Source organism: Chitinophaga sp. S165 (assembly GCF_003182155.1).
In the GTDB taxonomy this organism is placed as follows: Bacteria; Bacteroidota; Bacteroidia; order Chitinophagales; family Chitinophagaceae; genus Chitinophaga.
In genome coordinates this window covers 283,304-307,063 of sequence record NZ_QGTG01000001.1, presented here as the reverse complement: position 1 = coordinate 307,063, position 23,760 = coordinate 283,304, and the positions used below count along the sequence as shown (strand labels likewise).

Sequence of the window (23,760 nt, the reverse complement as noted above, 5' to 3'; positions counted from 1 at the left end):
AAACGGGGACCATGAAGGCCCCCGTTTTCATTTTTATGGTCTGAAGATCACTGTTTTAACACAGATATCTCCTAAACCAGACATTAATTTAATATGTATATTTGCAGCCGTAAACAGACGTTTTGATAGCCTGTCACCACCAGGACTATCGCTCAAAACCATATAATCTATGAAAAAGCTCGCATTGTTGTTGCTTGCTACCAGTCTGACAGGCGTAGCTTGCAAAAAAAATGAACGGGGAGATAATGGGGATATTAAGCCCGCCGGAGGTACCTTCACAATTGAAGGAAGGTCCTACCTGTCAAACTACACCTACTGGAACGGTACAGAAGGATTGGTACTCACCAACATTCCGCAGGCGCCTTCCTATGTTGAGAACACTGTACAGATCTTTGTAGACAGCCTCTTTTTCTCTCATAGCTATACCTATATGGACCGCAACGATACCTCCTACGATAGAAAAAAGCATTTCTACAATGCAGTAGTGAGATATTCGCCCAATGACCTGAATGGTAATGAACTGGAAATCACAGGTGTAACCGCCGGTACAATGGAAGTTAGCAGAGAAGAGGAAACTTTCACGATCGATTATGACATCGTCGTAGCAGGCAGAAAAATGCGGGGCACTTACGTGGGGAAAGTAGCTGGGAAGAAATGGTGATCTATCAGTTCTTCATAAATGCATACTGCACTTTCTTGTACTGAGGCTTATTGATCTGGTCCTTCAACTTCCTGAAAGATTCCATCGGGCCTTTAGTCACAAACAGGTTAACCAGCCATGCAGGAATACTGCCCCCAGGATCTGCTTCCAACGTGTACTCTATGTTAACCATGTTGTTATCCCCCGGACTAATGATCCATTTTCCGGATGAATGTGTCACCCTTACAATGCCATTCTTCGCAGGTATGTAATCCGGTACAACTGGACCATCGATCGTCACCACTCTTGTACGGGGGTCCTGTTTCACGGTCAGATGACACACAAAATCCCTGTTGCTGAGTGGCCAGGGCAATCCTACCTCTGAATAATAATAAACTTCTGCTGGAGAAACCTGTTTGAGTAAAGTACTCGATTTAGTACTATACAGCCATTCAGTGGCCGTATTCACATCCATTATAACTGCTACAAACTGGGTTAGTGTAGCTGGCAACGCGCATTTAACCCGGATGCCTTTATAGTTGGAATTCTCAATGGTCTTGGTATAGATGGCAATACCATCTTTATTGGTCTTTAATGTCCAGGAGTCCTGTCCGTAACTTACCGCGCTGAAAAGCAAGGCCAGGCTAATGATCAATAAGTGCTTCATGTTCGTCTATAGGTTGAAATCCGTTACAAAACTACCGAACTACGGCGAGATTATTTAAAAGTGAACAGATATTGTACTAAAAACGGACATTTAGGTTCTAACCCCTATATGTTAAATTGCTGATTATTAATATTTTAATATTCCGGCACTTACTTGGAGGGAAGTGTGCTATAATTAAGTATTATATGCTGCAGAGTTATCTTAAAATAGCCCTTCGCAATCTCTGGAAGAATAAACTCTTCACAGTCATTAACATAGCCGGTCTGGCGCTGGGAATGGCCTGTGCACTGCTGATCATTTTTCACGTAAAGCAGGAGTTGGGATATGATAAAGGTTTTTCCAAAGCAGATCGCATCTTCAGGGTAACTTTCCACGGAAAAGGTGATGGAGACCGCTCGTGGGCCGCAACACCGTTTCCCACCGCCAGTGTCTTCCGGCAGGAATTTTCCCAGGTGGTCAATACCGTCACCTTTCACAGGCTTTATCCTTTCCAGGTGTTAAGTTATACATCACCCGATGGTACACTTACCAAATTTCAGGAGAATGGTGGCCTTTTTGCTGACGCTACGGTAACGGACGTATTTGATATTGATTTTGTTTCCGGAGATAAAGGGACCGCACTTACTGCACCCGGTAACGTCATTATCACGGAAAAGATGGCACTGAAATATTTCGGCAAAACCGATCCCATCGGCAAAGTGTTGCAGGACGACGTGAATGGCGTTCCATTACGTGTAACTGGTGTTATCCGTGACCATACATTTCCCTCTCATCTTCATTTTGACTATCTGCTGTCAATGGCCACCATCCATCGTTACGTGGATGACCAATCGTTGGCTAACAGGACCTGGAACGGCTTTTATACTTACGTAGTGCTGGACAAAGCAGGCTCTCTTTCAAAGATCCGGTCCAGGATGAATGATTTTCTACTAAAGTATTACCTGCCAATCGGTGAGACGCGCGAGGAGATATTATCAAAAAGAGATGTAGTCTTACAGCCGATCACAGATATCCATCTCCATTCCCGTCTGGAAAAAGAAATGGCGCCGAACAGTGATATCAGCTATGTCCGGATCTTTTCCCTGGCTGCATTGTTTATACTGCTGGTAGCAGCTGTTAATTTTATTAATTTGTATACCGCACAAGCATTCGGCCGGATGAAGGAAATAGGTATGCGCAAAGTAGTAGGCGCTACAAAAAAACAGGTCATCATGCAGTTCCTGGGCGAGTCAATGATCACTACCCTGATAGCTTCGGCCCTGGCATTATTGTTCCTTAGAGTAGCCATTCCCTTTTATAATGACATAGCCTCAAGGCCATTTTATATGTCTGGTATCCTGTCCTTCTCAAACCTGGGTATCATTCTGTTACTGATCTTATTTATCGGGTTACTTGCTGGTAGCTATCCCGCCTGGAATGTAGCACGTTTTCATCCTGTTACATCACTCAAAGGCAGGGGTGTTCCGCGAACATCTGCGGATATTGTCAGAAAAGGGCTGATCATCTTTCAATTCGTTGTGTCTGTATTTATGATTGTCAGTACGCTCGTGATATACCGCCAGATCAAATTCTTTCATAACAAAGACCTGGGATTTGACAGAGAACAGCTGGCAGGCATAACTATCTATGGTCCGATGTGGCAACGGTTCGATGCATTGATAAATGACATCCGCCAGCAGCCAGGTATTACTGATTTCTCCGTCGTTTCTACCCTTCCCGGTGACCGGTTCAGTTCTCAATCTTTCAGACCATTATCTGCAGATTCCAAAGAGGAGCTTGATAATAGCCGCACCATGTGGTCGGACGAACGGTTATTATCAACATTACAGATCCCTTTACTGGAGGGCAGGAACTTCTTTAACCAAATGCCCAATATAAAAACCAGTGAGTTTATTATTAATGAATCGGCTGTAAAGGCTTATCAGTTGAAATCGCCTATCGGGCAACAATTCGTTCTTGACGGAGATACCGGTTCGATCGTTGGTGTGGTGAAGAATTTCAATTTCGCATCTCTGCATTCTCCGGTAGATCCGCTGGTTATCAAATATGACCCTCAACGGGCCAATTATCTCTTGTTGAAAATAAAACCCGGTAGCATACAATCCACCATTGCTTTTATGGAAGAACGCGTAAAGAAACTGACGCCTGCCGGGACGTTCACATACACCTTCATTGACGATAAACTTAACCGTCTTTACGCATCTGAAAATCAGATGAGTACCATATTCAAAGCTTTCGCCGCCTTCGCGATATTTATATCCTGTATGGGATTGTTCGGACTGTCTGCCTACACCGCACAACTACGCACCAAAGAAGTAAGTATAAGGAAGGTACTGGGAGCATCGTCTTCCTATATCGCCCTGTTGCTTTCGAGAGATTTTGTAAAGCTGGTCTTTATTGCGATTCTTTTGTCCTGCCCGATCGCCTGGTGGGCAATGGACAAATGGCTGAACGGTTTCGCTTACCGCATTCCTATCAGCGGTTGGATGTTCGCGCTTGCGGGGATCTTTTCACTGGTCGTAGCAGTATTGACAGTGAGCTATCAGGCTATCAAGGTTGCCTTAACGAATCCGGTTAAGCACTTAAAAGCCGAATAAAGACGGTTTTAACTTAGCAATCGGACTCTTATTTCCACCTGATAATCAGCCAACTATGGCGTGAACGAAGTTGCACGAACTTGTTATTGCTTTGAACATCCCCGGCAAATTGATTCTGCTAATTTGCCGGGGATGCGCATTTCAATCTCATTTTTCAATCACTAAACTTCCACACCGTCATGTATCGCCTGCTGATCATCATGATCCTTTTCCCTTTCACTATAGTTGCCCAGACCACTATTCCCTTTGACTCTCCACGCTGGCAGATCAGGGGGGAAGAAGCGGTTGCCGAAACCCATCTTGGCCAGCCGGCATTACGGTTAAAACTTGGCAATGCATTGCTGCCGGATGCTAACTTCAAGAACGGTATTATTGAATTTGACATTGCCTTGTCCAAAGCCCGCTACTTTCCGGGCATTCATTTCAGGATGCAGGACTCGTCAAACTTTGAAGAGTATTATCTGCGCCCGCACCAGTCCGGAAATCCCGACGCCATGCAATACACGCCGGTATACAACCAGCTGGGTGGTTTCCAGCTTTATTACGGACCTGGGTACAATAATGCAGTAGAACTTCCTTTTGGCCGCTGGCTGCACATTAAAATGGTAGTGAAAGAAAAAGAAGCGGAGATCTATTTTGACAACGGAGCAGAACCTGTATTATACATTCATCCGCTTAAACGGGACATTATTTCCGGCGCTATCGAGCTGACTAATCCCTGGTCTGGCGTAGCCTGGTATAGCAATTTCGCGTATACCTCTACCGATGATGTCACTATTAAAAGCAAACGGGCGGCGCCGGTATTAGCTCCCGGCACTATTACCAGCTGGGAAGTGAGTAGCGTGTTCAGCGAAAAACAGATAGCGGAACGCACACAGCTTCAGGCAGCGGATACAACTTCGCTCAAATGGAAAACCCTGTGGGCCGATCATAACGGTATTACTGATCTGGCTCAGCTGTCGGGCGTAACACAGGAAATGAATACTGTATTCGTCAGGAAGACAATTGACGCCACTGCACCCCGCATCCGGAAGATGAGCTTCGGCTTTTCGGATGGCGCACGTGTATACCTCAATGGCCGGTTACTGTATGAAGGGAAAGATATATTTAACTCCCGCGATTATCGTTTTCTCGGCACCGTAGGATATTGGGACGCCGTATATCTTCCGCTGCAAAAGGGGCGGAATGAGGTGTTGATCGCGGTATCTGAATTGTTTGGTGGCTGGGGCATTAAAGCAAAACTGGAATAATCCCGAAGGGCAGGTATATCGGTGCCGGTGCGAGGATCAGTATAGGAACTTTCTAAAGAACATATAGGGAGATTTCTGCCAATTTACGATGTGACCATCGCAAATTGGCAGCATCCTTAGTAAAATATTATCCGTTGATGAGTGGTTTCAATTTCGTTCCTATCAGTTCGATAGAACCCATCAGTTTTTCGTGCGATACTTCAGCGGAATCCATCTGGAAGGTCAGCCTGGAAATGCCCCCTAATGCATCAGCATGACGGAGTACCTTCTCTGCTACTTCTTCTACGCCACCTACAAGTAATGCACCTGTCGGTCCCATCTGGCTCATGAACCGCTCTTTCGTCATCGGAGGCCAGCCACGCTCTTTTCCTACTTTGGTCATGCTGGCCGCATATCCCGGATAAAAGTTCTCTATTGCTTCTTCGGTCGTATTGGCAATATAACCCAGTGAATGCAGGCCTACGGTCAGCTTTTCAGGCGCGTGCCCTGCCCTTCTTCCTGCTTCGCGGTACAGATCTACCAACGGACGGAAACGATGCGTTTCACCGCCAATGATCGCTACCATTAACGGCAATCCTAATGCGCCTGCACGTACGAATGACTGTGGGGTACCACCCACACCAAGCCAGATAGGCAATTTCTCCTGGATCGGTCTTGGATACACGGGCTGGTTCTTCAATGGTGCCCGGAACTTTCCTGACCATGTCACAAATTCATTGTCCCTTATTTCCAATAAGAGTTCCAGCTTTTCAGCAAAGAGATCATCATAGTCGTTCAGATTATATCCGAATAACGGGAACGCATCAGTGAAAGATCCTCTTCCGACCACCATTTCAGCACGGCCACCGGATATCAGGTCTAACGTAGCAAAGTTCTGAAATGCACGCACAGGGTCCATGGCGCTCAAAACGGTTACTGCACTTGTCAGCTTAATACGTTTTGTGCGGGCTGCTGCTGCTGCCAGTATATGGGTAGGCGCTGCATCCAGGAAACCTTTCCGGTGATGCTCACCAATACCAAATACATCCAGACCCGATCTGTCTGCATGTTCCATTCTTTCCAGCAACTGGAACATCGCGTCTTTGTCGCTCAATGCAGCAGCCGCGTTGTCGCTGAACCTGGCCGCAAAACTATCTATTCCTATTTCTATCATATCTTTTTTAGAGGATTTTCATTTATTCTGTTCCCGTCATTCAACTGATTTATTCCGCTACAGCCAATGAAGGTTCAGTTACTTTCACCAACTGGATCTCCATGTGCAGTTTCACTTCATCGCTCAGTACAATACTTCCTGCTTCTGTAGCTGCATTCCAGCGTAAACCATAGTCGGCGCGGTGCAGTCTTCCTTTGATGGAAAAGCCTTCTTTTTCCTGTCCGTATGGATCGGTTACCACACCATTGCGGGTCACTTCCAGCTCAATGGCATGCGTATGCCCTTTGATGCTCAGGTCTCCTATTACCTTATAGTGCTCGTCTGTGATCTTCCTGATCTTTTTGGAAACAAACTTAATTTTCGGATGATGTACGGTGTCAAAGAAGTCACCGCCTCTGAGGTGTTCGTCCCGCTGTTTGTTCAAAGTGCTGATACTGGCCGTTGCCGCTTCAAAAGTAATTTTCGCATCGTGGAAATCCTCGCTATCGGTCTCAATACTTCCGGAGAACTGTGTAAAATAGCCGCTCACGTTTGTGATCATCAGGTGCTTTACTTTGAATCCAATTTCGCTGTGTGATTCGTCAATCTTCCAATGTGTCATTGCTTAATCTTTTAAGGCATAGTTTAATGACATAAAAGTAAGCAGTGATAGCCTTTCAATAGTTGCACAGAATTTCGATAATGGTGGACAAATTTCGAAAAATCATTAAATAAATGTTAAAGCGAATCAGCCAGATGGAAATGAGGGTCAACAAAAAGGGCTGTCAGCCAATGGCAGACAGCCCCGTGGATATTGAATGATTTAAAGATCAGTCCTGATTGCCCTGGAAGCCGGTATCTTCCAGCCAGTTACCGCTGTCGGCCGCTTCTGTAGCAAGTATATCACAACGGTTGTTCATCGGATTGGTGGAATGCCCCTTTACCCAGTTGAACTTCACCTGATGTTTTTTGTAAGCGGGAATGAAACGCTGCCAGAGATCTTTGTTCTTTTTGTCTTTAAAACCGGTTTTCACCCAGCCCCATAACCAGCCCTTTTCGACGCTGTTAACTACGTACTGACTATCTGTAAAGATCTTCACCTGCAGTCCGTCTTTCTTCAGTGCTTCGAGGGCCACGATCACGGCCATCAGCTCCATCCTGTTATTGGTGGTAAGACGATACCCCTGTGATAATTCCTTGCGGATACTGTTCCACATCAGGATAACGCCATAGCCGCCTGGGCCCGGGTTACCGCGTGAAGAACCATCCGTGTAAATAATAACTTCCGACATAGCGGGCAAAGATAAGGATTAAGCGCTATGCTTTTACACCTGGAAAACGCCTAAACTGAATGTGTCTTCCACAGGTGCATTATTCGCCGCTGCGATGCTTTCGGAAAGTATTTTACGTGTTTCCAGCGGATCGATGATCTCATCTACCCACAGGCGTGCTGCTGCATAGTACGGAGTGGTCTGGCTGTTATAACGTGCCGTGATCTCATCAAGCAGGCGTTTCTCTTCTTCCGGAGTGATCTCCTCTCCTTTTGCTTTCAACGATGCCACCTGGATCTGAAGCAGCGTTTTCGCCGCCTGCTCTCCTCCCATCACTGCGATCTTAGCATTAGGCCATGCATAAATGAACCGTGGATCATAAGCCTTACCACACATGGCATAGTTACCTGCGCCATAAGAGTTACCTACTATTACAGTGAACTTAGGTACGACAGAGTTGGCCACTGCATTTACCAGTTTGGCCCCGTCTTTAATGATACCGGCATGTTCACTGCGGCTGCCTACCATGAAGCCCGTCACATCCTGCAGGAACACCAGCGGGATCTTTTTCTGATTACAGTTCATGATGAAGCGGGCAGCTTTATCGGCGCTGTCATTGTAGATCACACCGCCCATCTGCATTTCACCTTTTTTGCTTTTGACCATCTTACGCTGATTGGCGACAATGCCCACAGCCCAGCCGTCAATACGGGCATAACCGCAAAGGATGGTCTTGCCGTAGTCTTCCTTATACTGATCAAATTCAGAACGGTCTACCAACCGGTGAATGATCTCCAGCATATCATAAGGACGGGTGCTATCTTCCGGGATCATGTTATACAGTGTAGCAGGATCTTTTTCCGGCGGCGCTGGTGTTGCGCGATTGAAGCCTGCGCTTACCGGATCACCGATCTTACTGACGATCTTTTTAATATGGTCCAGACACTCTTCGTCTGTATCAAACCTGTAGTCAGCAATACCGGAAATCTCCGTATGGGTTACTGCACCGCCTAACGTTTCAGCATCAACGGTTTCTCCGATCGCGGCTTTAACGAGGTAAGGACCTGCAAGGAAAATAGAGCCGTTTCCTTCTACCATCAGCACTTCATCGCTCATGATAGGCAGATAGGCGCCTCCGGCCACACAGCTGCCCATTACAGCTGCGATCTGGGTGATGCCCATCGCGCTCATACGTGCATTGTTACGGAAAATGCGGCCGAAGTGTTCTTTATCGGGGAATATTTCATCCTGCATAGGCAGGTATACGCCTGCGCTGTCCACGAGATAAATAACAGGCAGTCTGTTTTCCATTGCGATCTCCTGGAGACGGAGGTTCTTCTTTCCTGTCATGGGGAACCAGGCGCCTGCTTTTACTGTCATATCGTTGGCTACGATCATGCATTGGCGGCCGCTGATATAGCCGATACCGCCGACCGTACCTGCCGCCGGACAACCGCCATGTTCAGGATACATTTCATAGGCCGCAAAGGCGCCTATTTCCGTAAAAGGGGTGTCTTTGTCTATCAGGTAAGCAATACGTTCACGCGGGGTTAATTTGCCTTTCTGACGGACTTTTTCGAGGTTCTTTTTGCCGCCTCCCTGTTCAACGACGGAGAAGCGCTGTTTAAGCGTGCTGAGAGATCTGCGCATCGCATCTTCGTTCCGGTTCATATCCAGTTGCTGTGCATCCATATGATTGTTTTTGGTTCACGGCCTTTTATTGGCCATGACTAAAAATAAGGAAAAACAACATGTCATCTACACTTTTGGACAACAAACAAAACGCCGGGCGGACGGCATTGACATCATCCAAATACAAATAACCCGACGCCTCTTACAAGGGCCGGGTAAAACATTCTTTTACTGGCTTAATAATCGGTAGAATTTCCCTCTAACGCTGCCGGCGGGATCACCTGGTTGGCGGAATCAACAGGGATCACTCTTTTGGCGGCAATAAGACGTTTCTTATAGTACTCGCTGTTGGTGACATCTACGATATTCACGCCCTGGTTACTGGAGTGGATCATCAGGACCTTCCCGTTATCTACTTTGTAAACCAGACCTACGTGAGCAACTCTTTTGTTTGTCTTCGAGTTCCTTCTTCCGGCAAAGAACAGCAGATCGCCGGGACTCCAGTCGGAAGGAGTGATAAGATTACCCAGGGTGCTCATATCAGCCGCGGTACGCGGCAGGGTCATACCGATGAAGGAGAAGCCGAATTTCATTAATCCGCTGCAGTCGAAGGCAAAAGGCCCGATTGCCCCGCGGATGTACGGCTTACCCAATTCGGACTCAAGAACAGCCAGGAGCTGTTTGATATTCCCTTTCAGGCCTGAAGTATCGTATGTATTGAGGGTGATGTTGGAATTCGGAAAATATAAACTATCCGGTGGCGGCGGTGGCGTTACTACCTTTTTATGAGCAACCGGCCTGTGGGCGGTTGTTTTCTTATGATAGGCAGTATGCTTCTTTACTGGTGCGTGTTTAACTGGCTTTTTCTTTACTTGCGCGCCGGCAGTGGCGATGCTGGCGACGGATATGATTATCGGCAATAACTTCTTCACAGTAACATGTTTTAGTCAAAGGCGCCCGCCTCCACCTCCGAGAAGTTAAAATCCTCAACAGATAAAGAACGGATCATTTTGAAAGCTTTCAATGTTGTATCCGGTTTAGGGATGCCTTCCCCCTCTTGCAGGAAAGAAAACACCTTATGCTCCACCAGGTTTCCCTCGCTGGTGATTTTTACCTGCAGCAAAGGTGCAATATTATTGGGATATTTTAAATTGAATTGATGATAAGTTGCAAAATTCCCTAAACTATAAGCAATTAATTTTCCCTTATATCGTTCCATTCCTCTTACCACATGCGGTCCGGAGCCGATTACGAGGTCTGCTCCCTCATTAATACACATATGTGAGAAATGCCTAACATCTCCCCTGTTCTGTCCCAGGAAGAACTCTCTTCCCTTAGGTGTATGGGTACGGCCGGAACCTTCCCCTCCGCCGTGAAAGAATACGACCAGGAGCTCGCACAGCGGACGCACTTCTGCGATGGTTGCTTTTACGAGGGTGTCGTCATTCATATTCAGACAATTGCTATGGGGGGCAAATGAGACAAAACCGATCCTGGTGCCCCTGATGGTCAGGGTATCAAAACGGTGCTGGGGTACGCCACTGGTTTTTATATTAACGCTGTCCAGAAATGCGAGGGTGTGGTTTACGCCCTTCATCCCAAAGTCATAAGAGTGGTTATTGGCCAGGTTCAGATATTCAAAACCTGCTTCCTTATACCACATCGCACATTTGTAAGGAGTACGGAAAGCGAAACACTGGCTGGAGCCACAGTTCTTGAACACTTTCGCGCTGTCGGAAATAGCGCTTTCCAGGTTACCGATACGCAGGTCGGTTTGTTGCAGCAAAGGCATTGCATACTGCAGGATATTGCCCTCCTCTTCTGTTGGCAAAAAAGATGCAGCAGGGTAAGACGATCCTACCATCATATCTCCCACAATAGAAAAACTGATCGTATCGGGTAAAGTATCTGTAACCAGCGGAGTAGCGAATGACGGATTACCTGCCACGGAATATCCGTTTGTCATTCGTAATTCATTGACGACATTTCCATGTCTGGGTAAAACATGCTTGAAAAACTGCGTATCCCTCCTGTCTCCCGACAGCATGTACGCCATTGAAAAGAGAATAACAATATTAAAAGAGAACAAATAAATGCTCTTTGTCGCACGTTTAGGCATACAGTACTTAATATATTAAAATGAATTCCAGTCGCTTACAATAATGTTGTTCAAAAGGGGGAACAATAAGATATTCAGAACATCCTCTTTTTGCATTCACGAACCGTCCCTTGAGGTTTATGGAGGCAAATATATATTAATCCGGATATAATTTACAATAAGCATGCCGGTCCTCAGAACCGAGGACCGGCATGCAAATGATTAGATGCTTCTTTTACAATCAGTTATTTCACAAAAGAAAGTGTGATCTTTTTTCCGTCTTTCACTACCGTCATCCAATATACGCCCGCAGGCAATCCGGATACGCTGATATTGTTAGCTGTGAGGCGGCCGGTGATCCTCGCCCTGCCTGTAATATCGAACACTGTTACCGTCGCTCCCGTAAGATTATCAGGCGTCTTTAAATACAACGTGTTACCAGCAGGGTTAGGATATAATGACAAGCCCTGGAAGGTATGTTTTCCCGCAGGCGCCGTCTGTGCTGTTGTTAATGCTGCAGGTGCGGCACCTGTTGCGGTTATCCGCACGGAAGTGGTCTTGTCATTAAAGGTCTGACTAACCAGGCAACTGAGGTCTGTTCTAGTTGTGACCGTAGTACCGCTGAAATTATCATTCTCATACAGGACCACCTGGTATCCGCTGCTTACTTTCACAGAGGAAACATCATCGTTCAATATGCCTCTGGCCTGCAGCTGCGTAAGTGTATAATCGCCTGCCGGCAAGCTTATTACAGCACCTGTATAGTTACAGTCTTTATAGAAAGTAGCACCGGCGGTATAGTTAACTATAAGCGAGGAAACACTATCATTCCACGCAGTACCGATCCATGCGCTGTTACCGCTTACAACCAGGCTTCCACCCTGGAAATTATCATTCTTAAACAGCGTTACCTGGTATCCTTCAGGGATGGCGAAAGCAGTGATATCATTGTTGCTGATGCCCTTGGCGGTCAATGCCGCCGTGTTATAACTACCAGCGGTCAATCCCCAATAGCTGCCACCATAATTGACATCTTTATAGAAGTAAGATTGATCCAATGTAGCAGCGGCTTCAATCACCATTACACCACTTAATTGCGTAGCATAATCGGTGCTGCCTGAAGGTTGTTGTGACCAGTTTGCGCCTACAAGATTAGTAGAAGGATTAATGCCATTGGTTTTTAATGTCTGTGCATTGAAACGAATAGCTTCTTTGTAACCTGCTCTTGTAGCAGCAGGAATATTTCCTTCACGTGCTAATTCAGAAAGGTAACGAATGAAGATGCCCTTGAATAGTCCGCCGTCGCCACCGCCTGTTTCATCAGCGAAGAACATGCCGTTAGTACGCCTGCTGTTCATGGCGTAGTTCGCAGTTTTTACAGCATCGTTCAGGTAGTTCACATCACCGGTCACTTTGTACAATTCCCAGCCTGCAGCTATAAAGGTGCCGACATTATAAGAGAAGATCCAGTCTTTGTTGGTAACGCCGGTATTCAGATTAATAGCATCCCATACAGCGCCTGTTACGGGGTCTACAAGGTTCGCCTTCATAAAGGCGAAGATATTTGTTGCATATTGCAGGTCCGCAGCTGCATTCGTGAAGCGATATATCCTTGCCGCCAGGATCACAGCAGGAGCATTTGCACAAGCATTCTTACATCCGGCGCAACCTTTATTCCAGTCTATAGCGCCGTTCGTATAACCGCCTTTAATGTCATTCCACAGCGTAGTGGCCACATTGTAATAATCAGCATCCCCTGTTTCATGGTACGCCCTTAAAGCTGCTATGCCTAACCATTCCATATCATCGTAGAAATGGTTAATATAGGTATTACCGTTAAAGCTCCTGATACCCAGCAGTAATGACTTCATACGTGTTTTGTAGGTTTCTGAGCGTGTACGTGTGTAACCGTCAAGCAAGGCATCAACACCATGCGCGCACCACCAATAGTTCTGGTTAGGTACACCGAAGGTATTGTACATACTGGTTTGCAGGGCTTCTGCTGTTCCGTTAAAATTGGCAAGCTGCCCCGTGCTTCTGAATTGAAAACATAGTAAGAGCAGGGCCACCTGTAAAAGTGTTTTCATGTTAATTGGGTTTTGAAGGGTGAAGAATTAATGTGAAGCTATTTTGATGATTTTCATGTGGATCTCTTAATGATCACCGGATTGAGCTAACAGTGCATAAATTTCCGGGGGCAATATCATCGTATTACCTTACGGGAAAGTCTGACCTGTATTTCTTACAGCACAGTACCAACGTGGAAAAAATGTACTTGGTTATGCTTCCTGTAAAGCGGCTGACTGAACATAGCAATCTCACTGGCCTTACGGACCATATTTAACTGTTCGTTTGTAAATGGAGAAGGGGTAAACTCTGACCGGCTCGCATAGCATCAATGCCTGCGGGGTTAGCAGATGTTTCATTTCTAAGGGTTTTATGTAATAAATACAATGAACCCTGGATGAACTACAGCGAACTAAAAGTATTCAAATGTTTTAAATAAAGCAAGGGGGTTAACAGAAAAGTATGCCTTGCCTAAATTAAGTCTATTTCATAGCGTTCTTCCGTCAGCTGCAGTCCCCACATAGGCATATGTTTCTCGCCCGACTTACGGAAGCCGTTCTTTTTAAACAATGTAGTTGCAGCCACCTGCTGGCTGGTAGTGATCAGATAGATCTTCTGGAACAGCTTTTCCTTCGCCGCATTAATGGCTTCTGTCAGCAATCGCTGTCCGATGCCCAGTCCGCGGTAATCAGGATGTACCAGGAACCAGCGCATCTGCGTAGCATAACGGGAATGCCCCAGTACAGCAATGGACCCTATGATCTGATTCCCATGCATGGCAAGGAATACCTGGTCTTTAGAAGAGTTATAGGCTTCCAGGAACTCATGGAACGTTTTACAGATGTGCGTTTCATATTCCAGGTTATACCCGGCCTCTTTGGTATAGAGAGAGCCGTGCATATGCATAATAAAGCCTGCATCTCCCGGTTGAAGGTCGCGCCTGTAGGTAATATCTTCCGCAGAGATCTTGCTGTCGTCGGAAAGGATATGCCTTACCGTTTTCATAGCGCCCGCCAGTGCCAGCTGCTGTTCTGCAGCCAGAGGCTCCAGCAGTTGGGTGATCTGGTGTGCAGACCCTTCTTCCAGTATCTCCAGCAGCTTACGCCCCTTGGCGGTGAGCTGAAGGTACCAGGTACGGCCGTCTAACGTCGATTTACGCTTGGAAATGAGCTGATTGGTATCAAAGGTTTTCAGGATCCGGCTTAAGTAACCACCATCTATACCCAGATTGGCAATCAGTCTACCCGCAGTGCATTGTTCTTCTTCCTCCCTTAACTTTACCAGTACACGTAATGCTGATAACGATAGATTATTGTCCGCTAAGTGCCTGTTTAACAATTCCGCCAGGCTATTATAATAATTATTGAATTCACTAACCTCCCGCACCACTTCGAGATTCACCACTGACATGTCCCTAAATATTTTCCGCAAATGTTAAAAATCTGTTTGACAAAAGCAATTAAAAAACAGCGACATTTACCCACACTGGATAAATGTCGCTGTTAAGTTATTCAGATTCTTTACTTTATGGTTGCACGTACCGCTGTCACTTCTGCGGCAGAAACGGTGCTCGCCTTGTTGCCGAAGCTATTTCTAACGTAAGACAGTATATCTGCGATCTCCTGGTCCTTCAACGCCGCCTGTGAAGGCATCGGGTTGGAATAATATTCCCCGTCAATCTCCACATCTTCGTTCAGGCCATTCAGTAATATACCTATCAGCCGTGTCTTATCGCCCAGTACATACTCAGTTTTTATCAGCGGAGGATTCATCCGGGGCACTCCTGTTCCGTTTTCCTGGTGACAGGACATGCAATATTGCTTATAAAGCAGTTTTCCTCTTCCTATTGTAGCTGTTGCTGCACCTGCGGTTTGTTTAGCAGCCGGTTTAGCGGTAGCTGGTTTCTTTACCTGCGCTGTCGCCGTTAATGCACCTATCGCCAATGGCATTACTGCCAGCATCCATTTTCTCATGTCTATTTAGTCTTATATACGATCCTGTAAACAGTTCCTTTCACATCATCAGTAACGTACAGCGAACCATCCGGTCCCTGAGCCAGTCCGCATGGACGGTGTACCGCATCTCCGGGTGATTTTACAGGGCCTGGGCCAGCAAAACCATCTGCAAATACTTCCCATTTGCCGGAAGGTTTACCGTCTTTAAACGGTACGAATACCACGTAATAACCAGCCTGGTTCTCCGGAGAACGGTTCCAGGAGCCATGGAAGGCTACAAATGCACCGTTACGGTATTTTTCAGGGAACTGGTTACCAGTATAAAATAACAGGCCATTAGGGGCCATATGTGCAGGGAAAGCTACTACAGGGTCTTCTGCATTTTCTCCACCTGTCTTTTTACCATCGCCACCATATTCCGGCGCCAGCATCTTCCTATGCTGATACGGATCGTAGTAGATATATGGCCAGCCGCAGTCAGAACCTTGTTTCAGCGCATACATACATTCTGCGGGCAGGTCGGCCGACTGCTTTTCAGTGAACATGGAAGGGAACAGATCATGCAGCTGATCGCGGCCATGCTGCATAACGAACAGCTGATTAGCTGATTTATTCCAGTCAAGTCCTACCACATTCCTCAGACCGGTAGCATAACGTACGCCATCGCCATAGGTCTGGTTCTGTTTATCGGCTTTGAACTGCCAGATACCGGCGGCTGAATCCAGCACCGGACAAGGCTGCATGCCCAGGGAGCCTGCTGTTCTGTCTTTTGTCTGGCAGGAATTGGAATAAGCCCCGATATTTACATAGATATTTCCATTGTCGTCCAGTACGATTGACTTTGACTCGTGCTGACGGCGGTTGATCAAACCGCTCACCACTGTTTCCGGGTGTTCAGGATCGATCACCTGCTGTTGCGCATCCAGCTTGTAACGATAGATGTCCTCATTAGATGTAGCATACAGGTAATCTCCTTTTACATAGATACCGGTCCCGCCGTAGGCGCCGAAACTCGTCTTTTTATCCGTTTTTCCGTCTCCATTAGTATCCTGGAGGTACAGGATGCCATTGTTGTTCCTTGCCCTGTCCAGTTTTATATAGATACCGCCGTTAGCCGTTACAGCAATATGGCGCGTCCTGCCCAGGCTGTCGGCCACTTTAACCGCGCCGAAACCGGCAGGTAATTTCAGTCCGGCGTTATTAGCGTCGGGTTTAACATCTGAGGCGCCAGGTTTGCCCGGACCGCCTGCAAATACGGATGTAGTGATGGCTGTCATTGCCAGGGCAACGACCAGACACACCTTTGTCTTTTGCATCAGCATTGGTAATTGATTGTTTATGAATAAAGCCAGGAGGAAAATTACGAAAACTACCAGGGAAAGCAGAGAGGATTTCTATGAAAGGTTAAATTGCTTTACTATCTTTTAAGATGGTTATTATATTTGTCTGAGAAGCAAGCAGTCTTATGAATGATACGCCCTTACATCAGCTTATCTTAAAACACGTCCTTAAACGGATCAGCCTCTCTGAAGAGGAACAGGCACATTTCTGCAGTTTACTTAGCGTGCGGAAGTTGCTCCCCCGGCAATACCTGTTACAACAGGGAGAGGTCTGTAAGTACGAAAGTTATGTCTGCTCCGGTTTTCTTCGTTCGTTTTATGTAGATGATGCAGGCAATGACCACACGCTTCACTTTGCCATGGAAGACTGGTGGATCGCAGACTCCGCAAGCTTTATTCCGCAAGTTCCGTCACGCATCAATATCGTTGCACAGGAAGCGTCTGTAGTATTGCAAATAGACAGGGCCGGCCTTGAGCAATTGTTTGACGATATTCCGGCCTTTGAACGGTTCTGGAGGGTTTTAAATCAGCAGGCGCTGATATCTCAGGACCAACGTATTCTGAATGCGATTTCTATGACGGGAGCGGAACGTTATGAGGCGTTAATAGCAAAATATCCGACGCTGGAGCAGCGATTGCCACAAAAGCATATTGCCTCGTTCCTGGGAATTACGCCTGTGTTTTTGAGTCAGATAAGGAAAGGCGGGAGAAAATGAGTTTACGGATTTGCGCTAAGAAAATCTTCTACTTCTTTAGTTAACTGTTTTCCCCTGTCGATATCGTAGTCTACCGGAGGGCCAAAAAGGTCATCCTCTGAATCTGTTGAATTATGAAAATGAAATTTCATCCCATTCTTAAAGTAGATAGTAAAGTATAGCCTCGTGTTATTACTAAACCGCGGTATCAGACTTCTTACCTCTGCTATTCTATCAAAAAGCGCAGCGTCTATCTGCTGTGGTTTCTTAAACAGCTTTTTCACAAAAAGGTATTGCCATCAGTATAGATCTCTGCAAACTGTCTCATATAAAAATGCAGGGGTATATAAGTTGTTAAAGGCATAATACCCAATATTATGAAGAACATAGTCCAAGCCAGCATGAGGCACGAGAAAAACAAACAACTGAATGCGCCTGCCATTATCATTAAAATGATCTGATCAGATAAAGCTGTATCGTTTAAGATGTATTTTCTATTCATTACATTAATCGAACAAAAGTCACCGTTATTTACCCTAAAGCGCGACAGTATCGCAATCCTGGCTCAATTAACGCTATTTTAACAGATTTTCCAACTGTTATAGCCTTCATTTCGTTAACTTAAGTTTCACCCAAACTCCACACATATGAAATGTCCCAATTGTAACGAAACCCTTGTAATGGCCGACCGCCAGGGAGTAGAGATCGACTATTGTCCGAGCTGCCGCGGTGTATGGCTGGATAAAGGAGAACTGGACAAGATCATCGAACGTTCCTCCCAGTATGAATCGGGCTCCCGCCAGCAGGATAACGAGTACCGCAGGGATGATGATGACGATCATTACAAGCAACGTCCTCCTTATCAGCAGAAAAAAAAGAAAGGTTTCTTAGGAGATTTCTTTGATTTCGACTAAGCACCAACGACCGCCTGCCCTGCTTTAACTGTACCTCTTAGTTTATCCGGGAATCATTAAGTATATTTGCACCGTGAGATACGCCTTTATATGCTACATATTACTCCTGCAACTGCTATGGCAATCAGCCACTGAGCCAAAGGTGTATGCTGCTGGCAATAAGGCATTACAGGAAGAGTCTGCAGGCATTTCTGAATCTTCCGTTACACCCCGTCAGTATGGTGAGATCACTCCTTTCCTTCAGTTTAATGGAACCATTTCGAAGGTAAACGGCCAGAGGTTACATGACGGGCTGGCTTCAATCCTCAATCTCAGTAGTTATTTATCCATCCAGGTAAGTAAAGCTACCACTGCCTTTTCATCACCACCACGATTCCCATTAGTAAGGTTATTACTGTTCCCCCATCACTATTTCTGGTAATCAGCATTTACATAAGATTAAACATTTGAGGCGGTGCTCAATCGCCAATGCTATTGTATTACCTAAACTTTTCGAATATGTCAGAAATAGTAATAGTGCTATTGCTTATAGTGCCTATGGTTGCTATCATAGTCATGCTAAGCAATGCAAATAAAAAACGGAAGAACCGGGAACGGACAAAAATACATGACTATATAACGGGCGTGATAAGACAAACAGGTATTGAAAACAGCTACCAGCAGCAGCTTGTTCATCAAACTATCGTCATTGACGAATTAAACAAAAAGCTGTTGGTTATTGATCATAAAGAGACTGACTTCTCTTATGAAGTGATCAACCTCGAACATTTGAGAGACACAAGGATCATCAGCGATAAGTATTCGTTCAGATCTGATAACAAAAGCAACAGACAGGAAACCATTACAACAAGGATCGGCGTTTCCCTGTTACCTGAAAAAGCAGGTACGGAATGTGTCCTTACTTTTTACGATCATATAGCGCATAATATACACCAGGTGCCCGATTTTGAAAAAGAAGCACACAGGTTAAAGTCAAGGATCGACGATGTCAGAAGCAATCAACTTTCTGTAGTTCAATAGTGTTAAAGAACAACTACACCCAGCAGGGCTCTCATGCATTAAATTGTTGAGGGCCCTTGCTATTAAATGAATATGCAAAAAATAAACGTTTAAAAGGATATGCACTTCTCTTCATACTTTTATCTCAATCTTTCTTTACGTACTTACTATAGATATGCTCAAATATACTTTTTTCGAACTCATTCTCACTAATGCTGACACTTGATGCAACATTTCCCCGTGTCTTTATCAGACTAATAACGGCATCAAATCCCCAGATATCCCTAATCGCTTCAATAATAACATAGCCCAGCATATATTCCATTCCATTGCCAAGCGTGGCTAAAGGCGGGAATTGTTTGTTGCGGATAATATCCAGCTCCTTCGGATCAAAGAACCAGTCCGATTCGAACATGGCCACACCTTCCCATAACCATCGCGGGTTATTAGGCGAATAATCAATATTCAGATGAACACAATGCGTAAATTCATGCGTTACGCCTTTTGTCAGCATTGCACTATCTACCCCTTCTGCATTGGGCGAGACCATTCTGAAATCATCCTTCCCGAAGGCAGTGGCTAACACTTCATCAGGGGCATTCGGGAAGTTTATTCCATGCTTAAACCCCTCCCGGTTGGGATAGATCCTGACCGTCGTAACAGGCATTTTATCCAGCTTAAAATCATTCAGGACCCGTTTGTAGTCTCCCTCCAGTCTGTCGGCGATACTATTAACACTAGCAGCATCAATACTACTATATAAAAGAATAAAATGTGCTGTCAGTTTTCTTAGGGTAAGCAGTGAATCAGTTCCAGCGAAGTTATCGGCAGTGTCTGATATTTTCCTGAACTCCAACGACTGCTCTCCACGCTGGCTGATCATCGCCGTTGTTTTACCATCCTTCTCCACAAAAAGGAAGCGCTCATCTTCAAATGAACTGGTTTTAAATTTATTCACCCCGTCCGGTATCATCTCCTGCATTGGCGCACCTGGCACCACAAGCATCAGGGATTGCTTAAGCGATACGAGTTGTACGACCATGCCATTTACGTCATACTTCCCGATGTATTTTTTTAATTCACCCGATGACAGGGTATCGTTTTGAGCTTGCGTAGTAAATACAGAACAGCAAAGAAGAAGAACCACGAACAGTCTCATAACGATGAAGTAAGATGGAGTAATTCTCACGGCAAAGGGGGTTTCTGCAAAGATACTGATAACTATTCCCGTTAAACTACTTTAACCTGAAATATTAAATTAGTTATACGTCCTGTAACCACCCTTGTCATGACCTTTGTATCCTAAACAAAGGAACCCATGAACAACATATTATTTGAACCAATATCCATCCAGGGACATACCCTGAAAAACAGGTTCACAGTTGCCCCGATGACACGGAGAAGCGCTACTGCCAACGGTGTTCCCACAGCTGAAATGGCCGCCTATTACGCAGCCTTTGCAAAGGGAGGATTTAGTATGATCATTACGGAAGGTACTTATACAGATGATCTTTTCAGTAAAACAGATGATCATCAACCGGGACTGGTCACAAACGAGCAACTGGAGGGCTGGAAAATGGTGACAGATAAAGTTCATCAATCCGATCCAAATGCCCTGTTCATACTTCAGCTGATGCATGGCGGCGCCATCGCTCAACAAACCGACAAAACGATCGCTCCTTCTGCCATACAGCCCAGAGGCCTCCGAAATACTGAACCCGGAGGTCTGACGGGCGCCTTCCCCCTACCCGTTGCCATGACAAAGCAAGACCTGGCAGATGCAAAAGAAGGCTTTGTACAAACTGCTTTAAGGGCTGTTGCAGCCGGATTTAACGGGGTGGAATTACACGGCGCCAATGGTTACCTGATAGATCAGTTTATCACACCTCATACGAACGTACGGAACGATGAATATGGCGGCAGTTTCCGGAACAGATTGCGATTCCTGATAGAGACCTTTGAAGCAGTAAGAGCGGTAGTTCCGAAAGACTTCATCGTAGGCATACGACTGTCTGAAAGCAAGGTTAATGACCTTCCTTACAGATGGCCCGGCGGACCAGATACTGCACAGGCGATATTCGATATTCTGAAAGAACTGGATGCCAGTTATATCCACATTGCATCTGAAGGCGGAAATTGGGCAAGGGAATCATTATACGAAGACGGAACATCATCCAATGGTATTGCAAAGCGCATTACAGGCAAACCAGTTATTGTAAATGGCGGCATGCATGATATTGACCTCGCCGCAAGATTGCTCTCTACACAGGAAGCAGACCTGGTATCAATAGGTAAAGCAGCCATCACCAATCCTGATCTACCCAATAAAATAAAGAATGGGGCTCCACTGGCCCCATTCTTCAAAGAGTTGATCAAAGACAGTTTGACACTTGCGCATGTTGAACAACAGCTAAATCCCAAAGCAGTATGTTAATCGGAGGATTACTACCTGGTGGGTAGGCGTAGCAGGAAGTAATAAAAATGTGCCTTCAAGACGCTGAGAGGGGATTGACACAGCTCTATCAGCGTTAAAACCTCCAGACGCCGCACAGTGCCCAATCGATATTCAACCAGCGTTTTGCTGCACATTTTATTACTTCCTGCGAATGCCGCCCCGGTAGCGCCATCCGCGTTAATCAAATCAAACTATTAATATCCCGGGTTCTGTACCAGTTTATTATTCCTGTTCATTTCATCCCTTTGCAGCGGCATGAAATACATCTTGTCCAGCCAGATCCTGTTCTCATTCACCAGTGTTACCGGTGTGTAAGTATAGTCATAGCTGTTCTCATCATGCTGGTACAAAGTAACCTTCACATTAGGTTTCAGCTTGCCTACTACGTTGATGCCACGTAATGCACGGCCAACAGTCGAAGGTGCTATCATCCAGCGGCGCACATCATAGAAACGCTGTTCTTCAAACACCATTTCTATTTCTTTCTCCCGCTGGAAACGCGCCAACAATGCAGCACCTGATTCTGTAATATCAGGCATGCCAGCACGTTTACGGATCATATTCAGGTATTTACGCGCTTCTTCGTCTTCACCCAGTCCTATACAAGCCTCCGCATAGTTGAATAATATCTCGGTAAACCGGAAGACAGGATATGGTACCTCCTGACGGAAATACTGTGCATCCACATTGGGATCAATGAACTTCTTCATATAGTACCCGGTGAAACTGCCATTCCAGTTCTCTACTGGTCCCTGACGTGTGTCCAGACCGGGGGAATTGATCGTTCTTCCGCCTTCCGCATCCCACACCTCATATACACCTGTCTGTGCCTGGTTAGCGGGATCCTTTGCTGCTACATCGGAGGGACGCGCACGCCAGTTAGCGCCATCATACAGGATACTGGCATAAAACCGGGGATCGCGGTTCAAATAAGGATTTGACTTATGCGACAGATCTCCCCAGTTAAAAGGTGTGCCATCCGCCATTTCATAATCGTCGATCAGCAACTGTGTGGGTGTATTACCAGACCAGTTATGATAACCGTTCAAGCCGTTGTAAAGACCGATCTGACCACCAGCTTCTGACTTAGCGTTCAGGAAATAACGGGAGAAGATGCTCTCTGTATTATCGCCCAGGAACATTTGCTGATAGTTGGCGCTGGCTTCCTGTGGTGAAGCCGGCGAAGGAAATGCCAGGGAATAACGTCCAAGCTCCATCACCGTCCAGGCAGCAGCTTTAGCACGTTGCCAGCGTTCCGTACGGTTGCCGGTAGTATAACCAAGTACTGCCGGAGTAGCCGCAGCAGCTATTACAGTCGATTTCCCACTGGCGGTTGGAAAGTCATACAGATCACTCGCAGCATAGATCAGCATACGTGATTTCAGCGCGAGAGCCGCTCCTTCAGTAGCACGGCCCTTTACGGTGATGCCTTCTTTGCCATGCAGATTTGCAGCTGCAGAATCACAATCACGTATGATGTGCTCCACACATTCGGAAAAAGAATTACGGACAACCGTGTAATCTTTATCATCGAGCGTGTACACGGTATCTATCAGGGGTACACCACCATAAGCACGTACCAGCTGATGATAGAAGTATGCACGGAGGAAATAGGTTTCTCCTTTTAAACGTTCTGCAGTAGCTGTTTTATCAAAAGGCACCTTCTGTATGTTCTGAAAAAACACATTGCAGGCGCGGATACGTTTATACAATTCTCCCCAGCGGAACGTACCACGGGTATTAACATATTCTGCATCTGTAGGACTGATCGTCGCCTCACCCATGTTCTTCATACCGTAGTTATGCGTGAACATGGTTTCGTCAGTAGCAGAGGATAACATCGTTTCGAGGAAACCTCCACTGCTCAGGCCATTGTAGATCTCATTTACAAACGCTTCGGCCAGTGCCTGGTCCTGCCACACATCATCTTTGGTAGCTTCCCCTAAAGGCCTTGTATTCAGAAAATCAGTATTACATGCTGCTACTGTGAAAGTACCTGCAATACCAATTCCGATATATATTTTCTTAAGTAATTGTCTCATGATACT

General features: G+C 45.9%; 22 protein-coding genes. 8 read left to right on the top strand and 14 right to left on the bottom strand.

The features are described 5' to 3' along the window. Positions 1–169 precede the first annotated feature (169 nt). Positions 170–661 carry a hypothetical protein gene (locus C7475_RS01165; protein ID WP_110050160.1) on the top strand — a complete coding sequence of 164 codons (492 nt, stop codon included), beginning with the start codon at positions 170–172 and terminating at the stop codon, positions 659–661. A gap of 4 nt (positions 662–665) precedes the next feature. Here the strand turns inward: C7475_RS01165 and C7475_RS01160 are convergent, their stop codons facing one another. Next, complete coding sequence (locus C7475_RS01160; RefSeq protein WP_110050157.1) at positions 666–1,307, bottom strand: START domain-containing protein; 642 nt, start codon at positions 1,305–1,307, stop codon at positions 666–668. 185 nt (positions 1,308–1,492) lie between these two features. Between C7475_RS01160 and C7475_RS01155 the strand changes: the two genes are divergently transcribed. Then, positions 1,493–3,904: an FtsX-like permease family protein gene (locus C7475_RS01155; protein WP_110050155.1), complete on the top strand. Its 2,412-nt coding sequence runs from the start codon at positions 1,493–1,495 to the stop codon at positions 3,902–3,904. A 179-nt stretch (positions 3,905–4,083) separates the two neighbouring features. Further along, complete coding sequence (locus tag C7475_RS01150; protein ID WP_110050153.1) at positions 4,084–5,154, top strand: hypothetical protein; 1,071 nt, start codon at positions 4,084–4,086, stop codon at positions 5,152–5,154. A gap of 127 nt (positions 5,155–5,281) precedes the next feature. Here the strand turns inward: C7475_RS01150 and C7475_RS01145 are convergent, their stop codons facing one another. The 10 genes from C7475_RS01145 to C7475_RS01100 all read right to left on the bottom strand — a co-directional run bounded on the left by C7475_RS01145 (position 5,282) and on the right by C7475_RS01100 (position 16,625). Then, entirely contained in the window at positions 5,282–6,307 is a 1,026-nt protein-coding gene (locus C7475_RS01145; protein ID WP_233259739.1) for an LLM class flavin-dependent oxidoreductase, read from the bottom strand. A 49-nt stretch (positions 6,308–6,356) separates the two neighbouring features. Continuing rightward, positions 6,357–6,908: a YceI family protein gene (locus C7475_RS01140; RefSeq protein ID WP_110050151.1), complete on the bottom strand. Its 552-nt coding sequence runs from the start codon at positions 6,906–6,908 to the stop codon at positions 6,357–6,359. 208 nt (positions 6,909–7,116) lie between these two features. Beyond that, a complete protein-coding gene (gene rnhA, locus C7475_RS01135; protein ID WP_110050148.1) occupies positions 7,117–7,578 on the bottom strand; it encodes a ribonuclease HI in 462 nt (153 codons plus the stop codon). A gap of 33 nt (positions 7,579–7,611) precedes the next feature. Beyond that, entirely contained in the window at positions 7,612–9,249 is a 1,638-nt protein-coding gene (locus C7475_RS01130; RefSeq protein ID WP_110050146.1) for an acyl-CoA carboxylase subunit beta, read from the bottom strand. A gap of 176 nt (positions 9,250–9,425) precedes the next feature. After that, on the bottom strand, positions 9,426–10,121 hold the full coding sequence (locus C7475_RS01125) for a C40 family peptidase (protein WP_110050144.1): 696 nt from the start codon (positions 10,119–10,121) through the stop codon (positions 9,426–9,428). A gap of 11 nt (positions 10,122–10,132) precedes the next feature. Beyond that, positions 10,133–11,308 carry a CapA family protein gene (locus tag C7475_RS01120; protein ID WP_110050141.1) on the bottom strand — a complete coding sequence of 392 codons (1,176 nt, stop codon included), beginning with the start codon at positions 11,306–11,308 and terminating at the stop codon, positions 10,133–10,135. A gap of 224 nt (positions 11,309–11,532) precedes the next feature. Next, entirely contained in the window at positions 11,533–13,374 is a 1,842-nt protein-coding gene (locus tag C7475_RS01115; protein WP_110050139.1) for a glycoside hydrolase family 76 protein, read from the bottom strand. Between the two features lie 451 nt (positions 13,375–13,825). Beyond that, positions 13,826–14,764: a bifunctional helix-turn-helix transcriptional regulator/GNAT family N-acetyltransferase gene (locus C7475_RS01110; RefSeq protein WP_110050136.1), complete on the bottom strand. Its 939-nt coding sequence runs from the start codon at positions 14,762–14,764 to the stop codon at positions 13,826–13,828. A gap of 110 nt (positions 14,765–14,874) precedes the next feature. Beyond that, complete coding sequence (locus C7475_RS01105) at positions 14,875–15,327, bottom strand: cytochrome c (protein ID WP_199236152.1); 453 nt, start codon at positions 15,325–15,327, stop codon at positions 14,875–14,877. Between the two features lie 2 nt (positions 15,328–15,329). Next, positions 15,330–16,625: a sorbosone dehydrogenase family protein gene (locus C7475_RS01100; RefSeq protein WP_233259738.1), complete on the bottom strand. Its 1,296-nt coding sequence runs from the start codon at positions 16,623–16,625 to the stop codon at positions 15,330–15,332. A 149-nt stretch (positions 16,626–16,774) separates the two neighbouring features. On the opposite strand from C7475_RS01100, the gene C7475_RS01095 reads away from it, so the two are divergent. Then, positions 16,775–17,365 (top strand): Crp/Fnr family transcriptional regulator, encoded by a 591-nt coding sequence (locus tag C7475_RS01095; RefSeq protein ID WP_110050131.1) that lies wholly within the window; start codon positions 16,775–16,777, stop codon positions 17,363–17,365. A gap of 2 nt (positions 17,366–17,367) precedes the next feature. Here C7475_RS01095 and C7475_RS01090 read toward each other — a convergent pair whose 3' ends face one another. Beyond that, positions 17,368–17,628, bottom strand: a complete 261-nt coding sequence (locus C7475_RS01090; RefSeq protein WP_110050129.1) for a hypothetical protein — start codon at positions 17,626–17,628, stop codon at positions 17,368–17,370. 363 nt (positions 17,629–17,991) lie between these two features. On the opposite strand from C7475_RS01090, the gene C7475_RS01080 reads away from it, so the two are divergent. The 3 genes from C7475_RS01080 (at position 17,992) to C7475_RS01070 (ending at position 19,278) form a co-directional block, all read left to right on the top strand. Beyond that, complete coding sequence (locus tag C7475_RS01080) at positions 17,992–18,258, top strand: zf-TFIIB domain-containing protein (RefSeq protein ID WP_110050124.1); 267 nt, start codon at positions 17,992–17,994, stop codon at positions 18,256–18,258. A 73-nt stretch (positions 18,259–18,331) separates the two neighbouring features. Further along, a complete protein-coding gene (locus tag C7475_RS01075) occupies positions 18,332–18,679 on the top strand; it encodes a hypothetical protein (RefSeq protein ID WP_146217430.1) in 348 nt (115 codons plus the stop codon). Positions 18,680–18,756: 77 nt separating this feature from the next. Further along, complete coding sequence (locus C7475_RS01070; RefSeq protein ID WP_146217429.1) at positions 18,757–19,278, top strand: hypothetical protein; 522 nt, start codon at positions 18,757–18,759, stop codon at positions 19,276–19,278. A 124-nt stretch (positions 19,279–19,402) separates the two neighbouring features. Here C7475_RS01070 and C7475_RS01065 read toward each other — a convergent pair whose 3' ends face one another. Continuing rightward, a complete protein-coding gene (locus C7475_RS01065) occupies positions 19,403–20,416 on the bottom strand; it encodes a hypothetical protein (protein WP_110050118.1) in 1,014 nt (337 codons plus the stop codon). A 159-nt stretch (positions 20,417–20,575) separates the two neighbouring features. Here C7475_RS01065 and C7475_RS01060 point away from each other — a divergent pair, with 159 nt between their 5' ends. Then, complete coding sequence (locus tag C7475_RS01060) at positions 20,576–21,691, top strand: NADH:flavin oxidoreductase (protein WP_110050116.1); 1,116 nt, start codon at positions 20,576–20,578, stop codon at positions 21,689–21,691. Between the two features lie 215 nt (positions 21,692–21,906). Here C7475_RS01060 and C7475_RS01055 read toward each other — a convergent pair whose 3' ends face one another. Beyond that, positions 21,907–23,754 carry a RagB/SusD family nutrient uptake outer membrane protein gene (locus tag C7475_RS01055; protein ID WP_110050114.1) on the bottom strand — a complete coding sequence of 616 codons (1,848 nt, stop codon included), beginning with the start codon at positions 23,752–23,754 and terminating at the stop codon, positions 21,907–21,909. Positions 23,755–23,760 lie beyond the last annotated feature (6 nt).

What these genes read in the sequence shown, in the direction of transcription:
- C7475_RS01065 (WP_110050118.1), bottom strand. Translation starts at nt 20,416, where the DNA reads ATGAGACTGTTCGTGGTTCTTCTTCTTTGCTGTTCTGTATTTACTACG.
- rnhA (WP_110050148.1), bottom strand. Translation starts at nt 7,578, where the DNA reads ATGTCGGAAGTTATTATTTACACGGATGGTTCTTCACGCGGTAACCCG.
- C7475_RS01110 (WP_110050136.1), bottom strand. Translation starts at nt 14,764, where the DNA reads ATGTCAGTGGTGAATCTCGAAGTGGTGCGGGAGGTTAGTGAATTCAAT.
- C7475_RS01160 (WP_110050157.1), bottom strand. Translation starts at nt 1,307, where the DNA reads ATGAAGCACTTATTGATCATTAGCCTGGCCTTGCTTTTCAGCGCGGTA.
- C7475_RS01100 (WP_233259738.1), bottom strand. Translation starts at nt 16,625, where the DNA reads ATGCAAAAGACAAAGGTGTGTCTGGTCGTTGCCCTGGCAATGACAGCC.
- C7475_RS01140 (WP_110050151.1), bottom strand. Translation starts at nt 6,908, where the DNA reads ATGACACATTGGAAGATTGACGAATCACACAGCGAAATTGGATTCAAA.
- C7475_RS01070 (WP_146217429.1), top strand. Translation starts at nt 18,757, where the DNA reads ATGTCAGAAATAGTAATAGTGCTATTGCTTATAGTGCCTATGGTTGCT.
- C7475_RS01150 (WP_110050153.1), top strand. Translation starts at nt 4,084, where the DNA reads ATGTATCGCCTGCTGATCATCATGATCCTTTTCCCTTTCACTATAGTT.
- C7475_RS01120 (WP_110050141.1), bottom strand. Translation starts at nt 11,308, where the DNA reads ATGCCTAAACGTGCGACAAAGAGCATTTATTTGTTCTCTTTTAATATT.
- C7475_RS01130 (WP_110050146.1), bottom strand. Translation starts at nt 9,249, where the DNA reads ATGGATGCACAGCAACTGGATATGAACCGGAACGAAGATGCGATGCGC.
- C7475_RS01165 (WP_110050160.1), top strand. Translation starts at nt 170, where the DNA reads ATGAAAAAGCTCGCATTGTTGTTGCTTGCTACCAGTCTGACAGGCGTA.
- C7475_RS01145 (WP_233259739.1), bottom strand. Translation starts at nt 6,307, where the DNA reads ATGATAGAAATAGGAATAGATAGTTTTGCGGCCAGGTTCAGCGACAAC.
- C7475_RS01060 (WP_110050116.1), top strand. Translation starts at nt 20,576, where the DNA reads ATGAACAACATATTATTTGAACCAATATCCATCCAGGGACATACCCTG.
- C7475_RS01105 (WP_199236152.1), bottom strand. Translation starts at nt 15,327, where the DNA reads ATGAGAAAATGGATGCTGGCAGTAATGCCATTGGCGATAGGTGCATTA.
- C7475_RS01115 (WP_110050139.1), bottom strand. Translation starts at nt 13,374, where the DNA reads ATGAAAACACTTTTACAGGTGGCCCTGCTCTTACTATGTTTTCAATTC.
- C7475_RS01155 (WP_110050155.1), top strand. Translation starts at nt 1,493, where the DNA reads ATGCTGCAGAGTTATCTTAAAATAGCCCTTCGCAATCTCTGGAAGAAT.
- C7475_RS01080 (WP_110050124.1), top strand. Translation starts at nt 17,992, where the DNA reads ATGAAATGTCCCAATTGTAACGAAACCCTTGTAATGGCCGACCGCCAG.
- C7475_RS01095 (WP_110050131.1), top strand. Translation starts at nt 16,775, where the DNA reads ATGAATGATACGCCCTTACATCAGCTTATCTTAAAACACGTCCTTAAA.
- C7475_RS01055 (WP_110050114.1), bottom strand. Translation starts at nt 23,754, where the DNA reads ATGAGACAATTACTTAAGAAAATATATATCGGAATTGGTATTGCAGGT.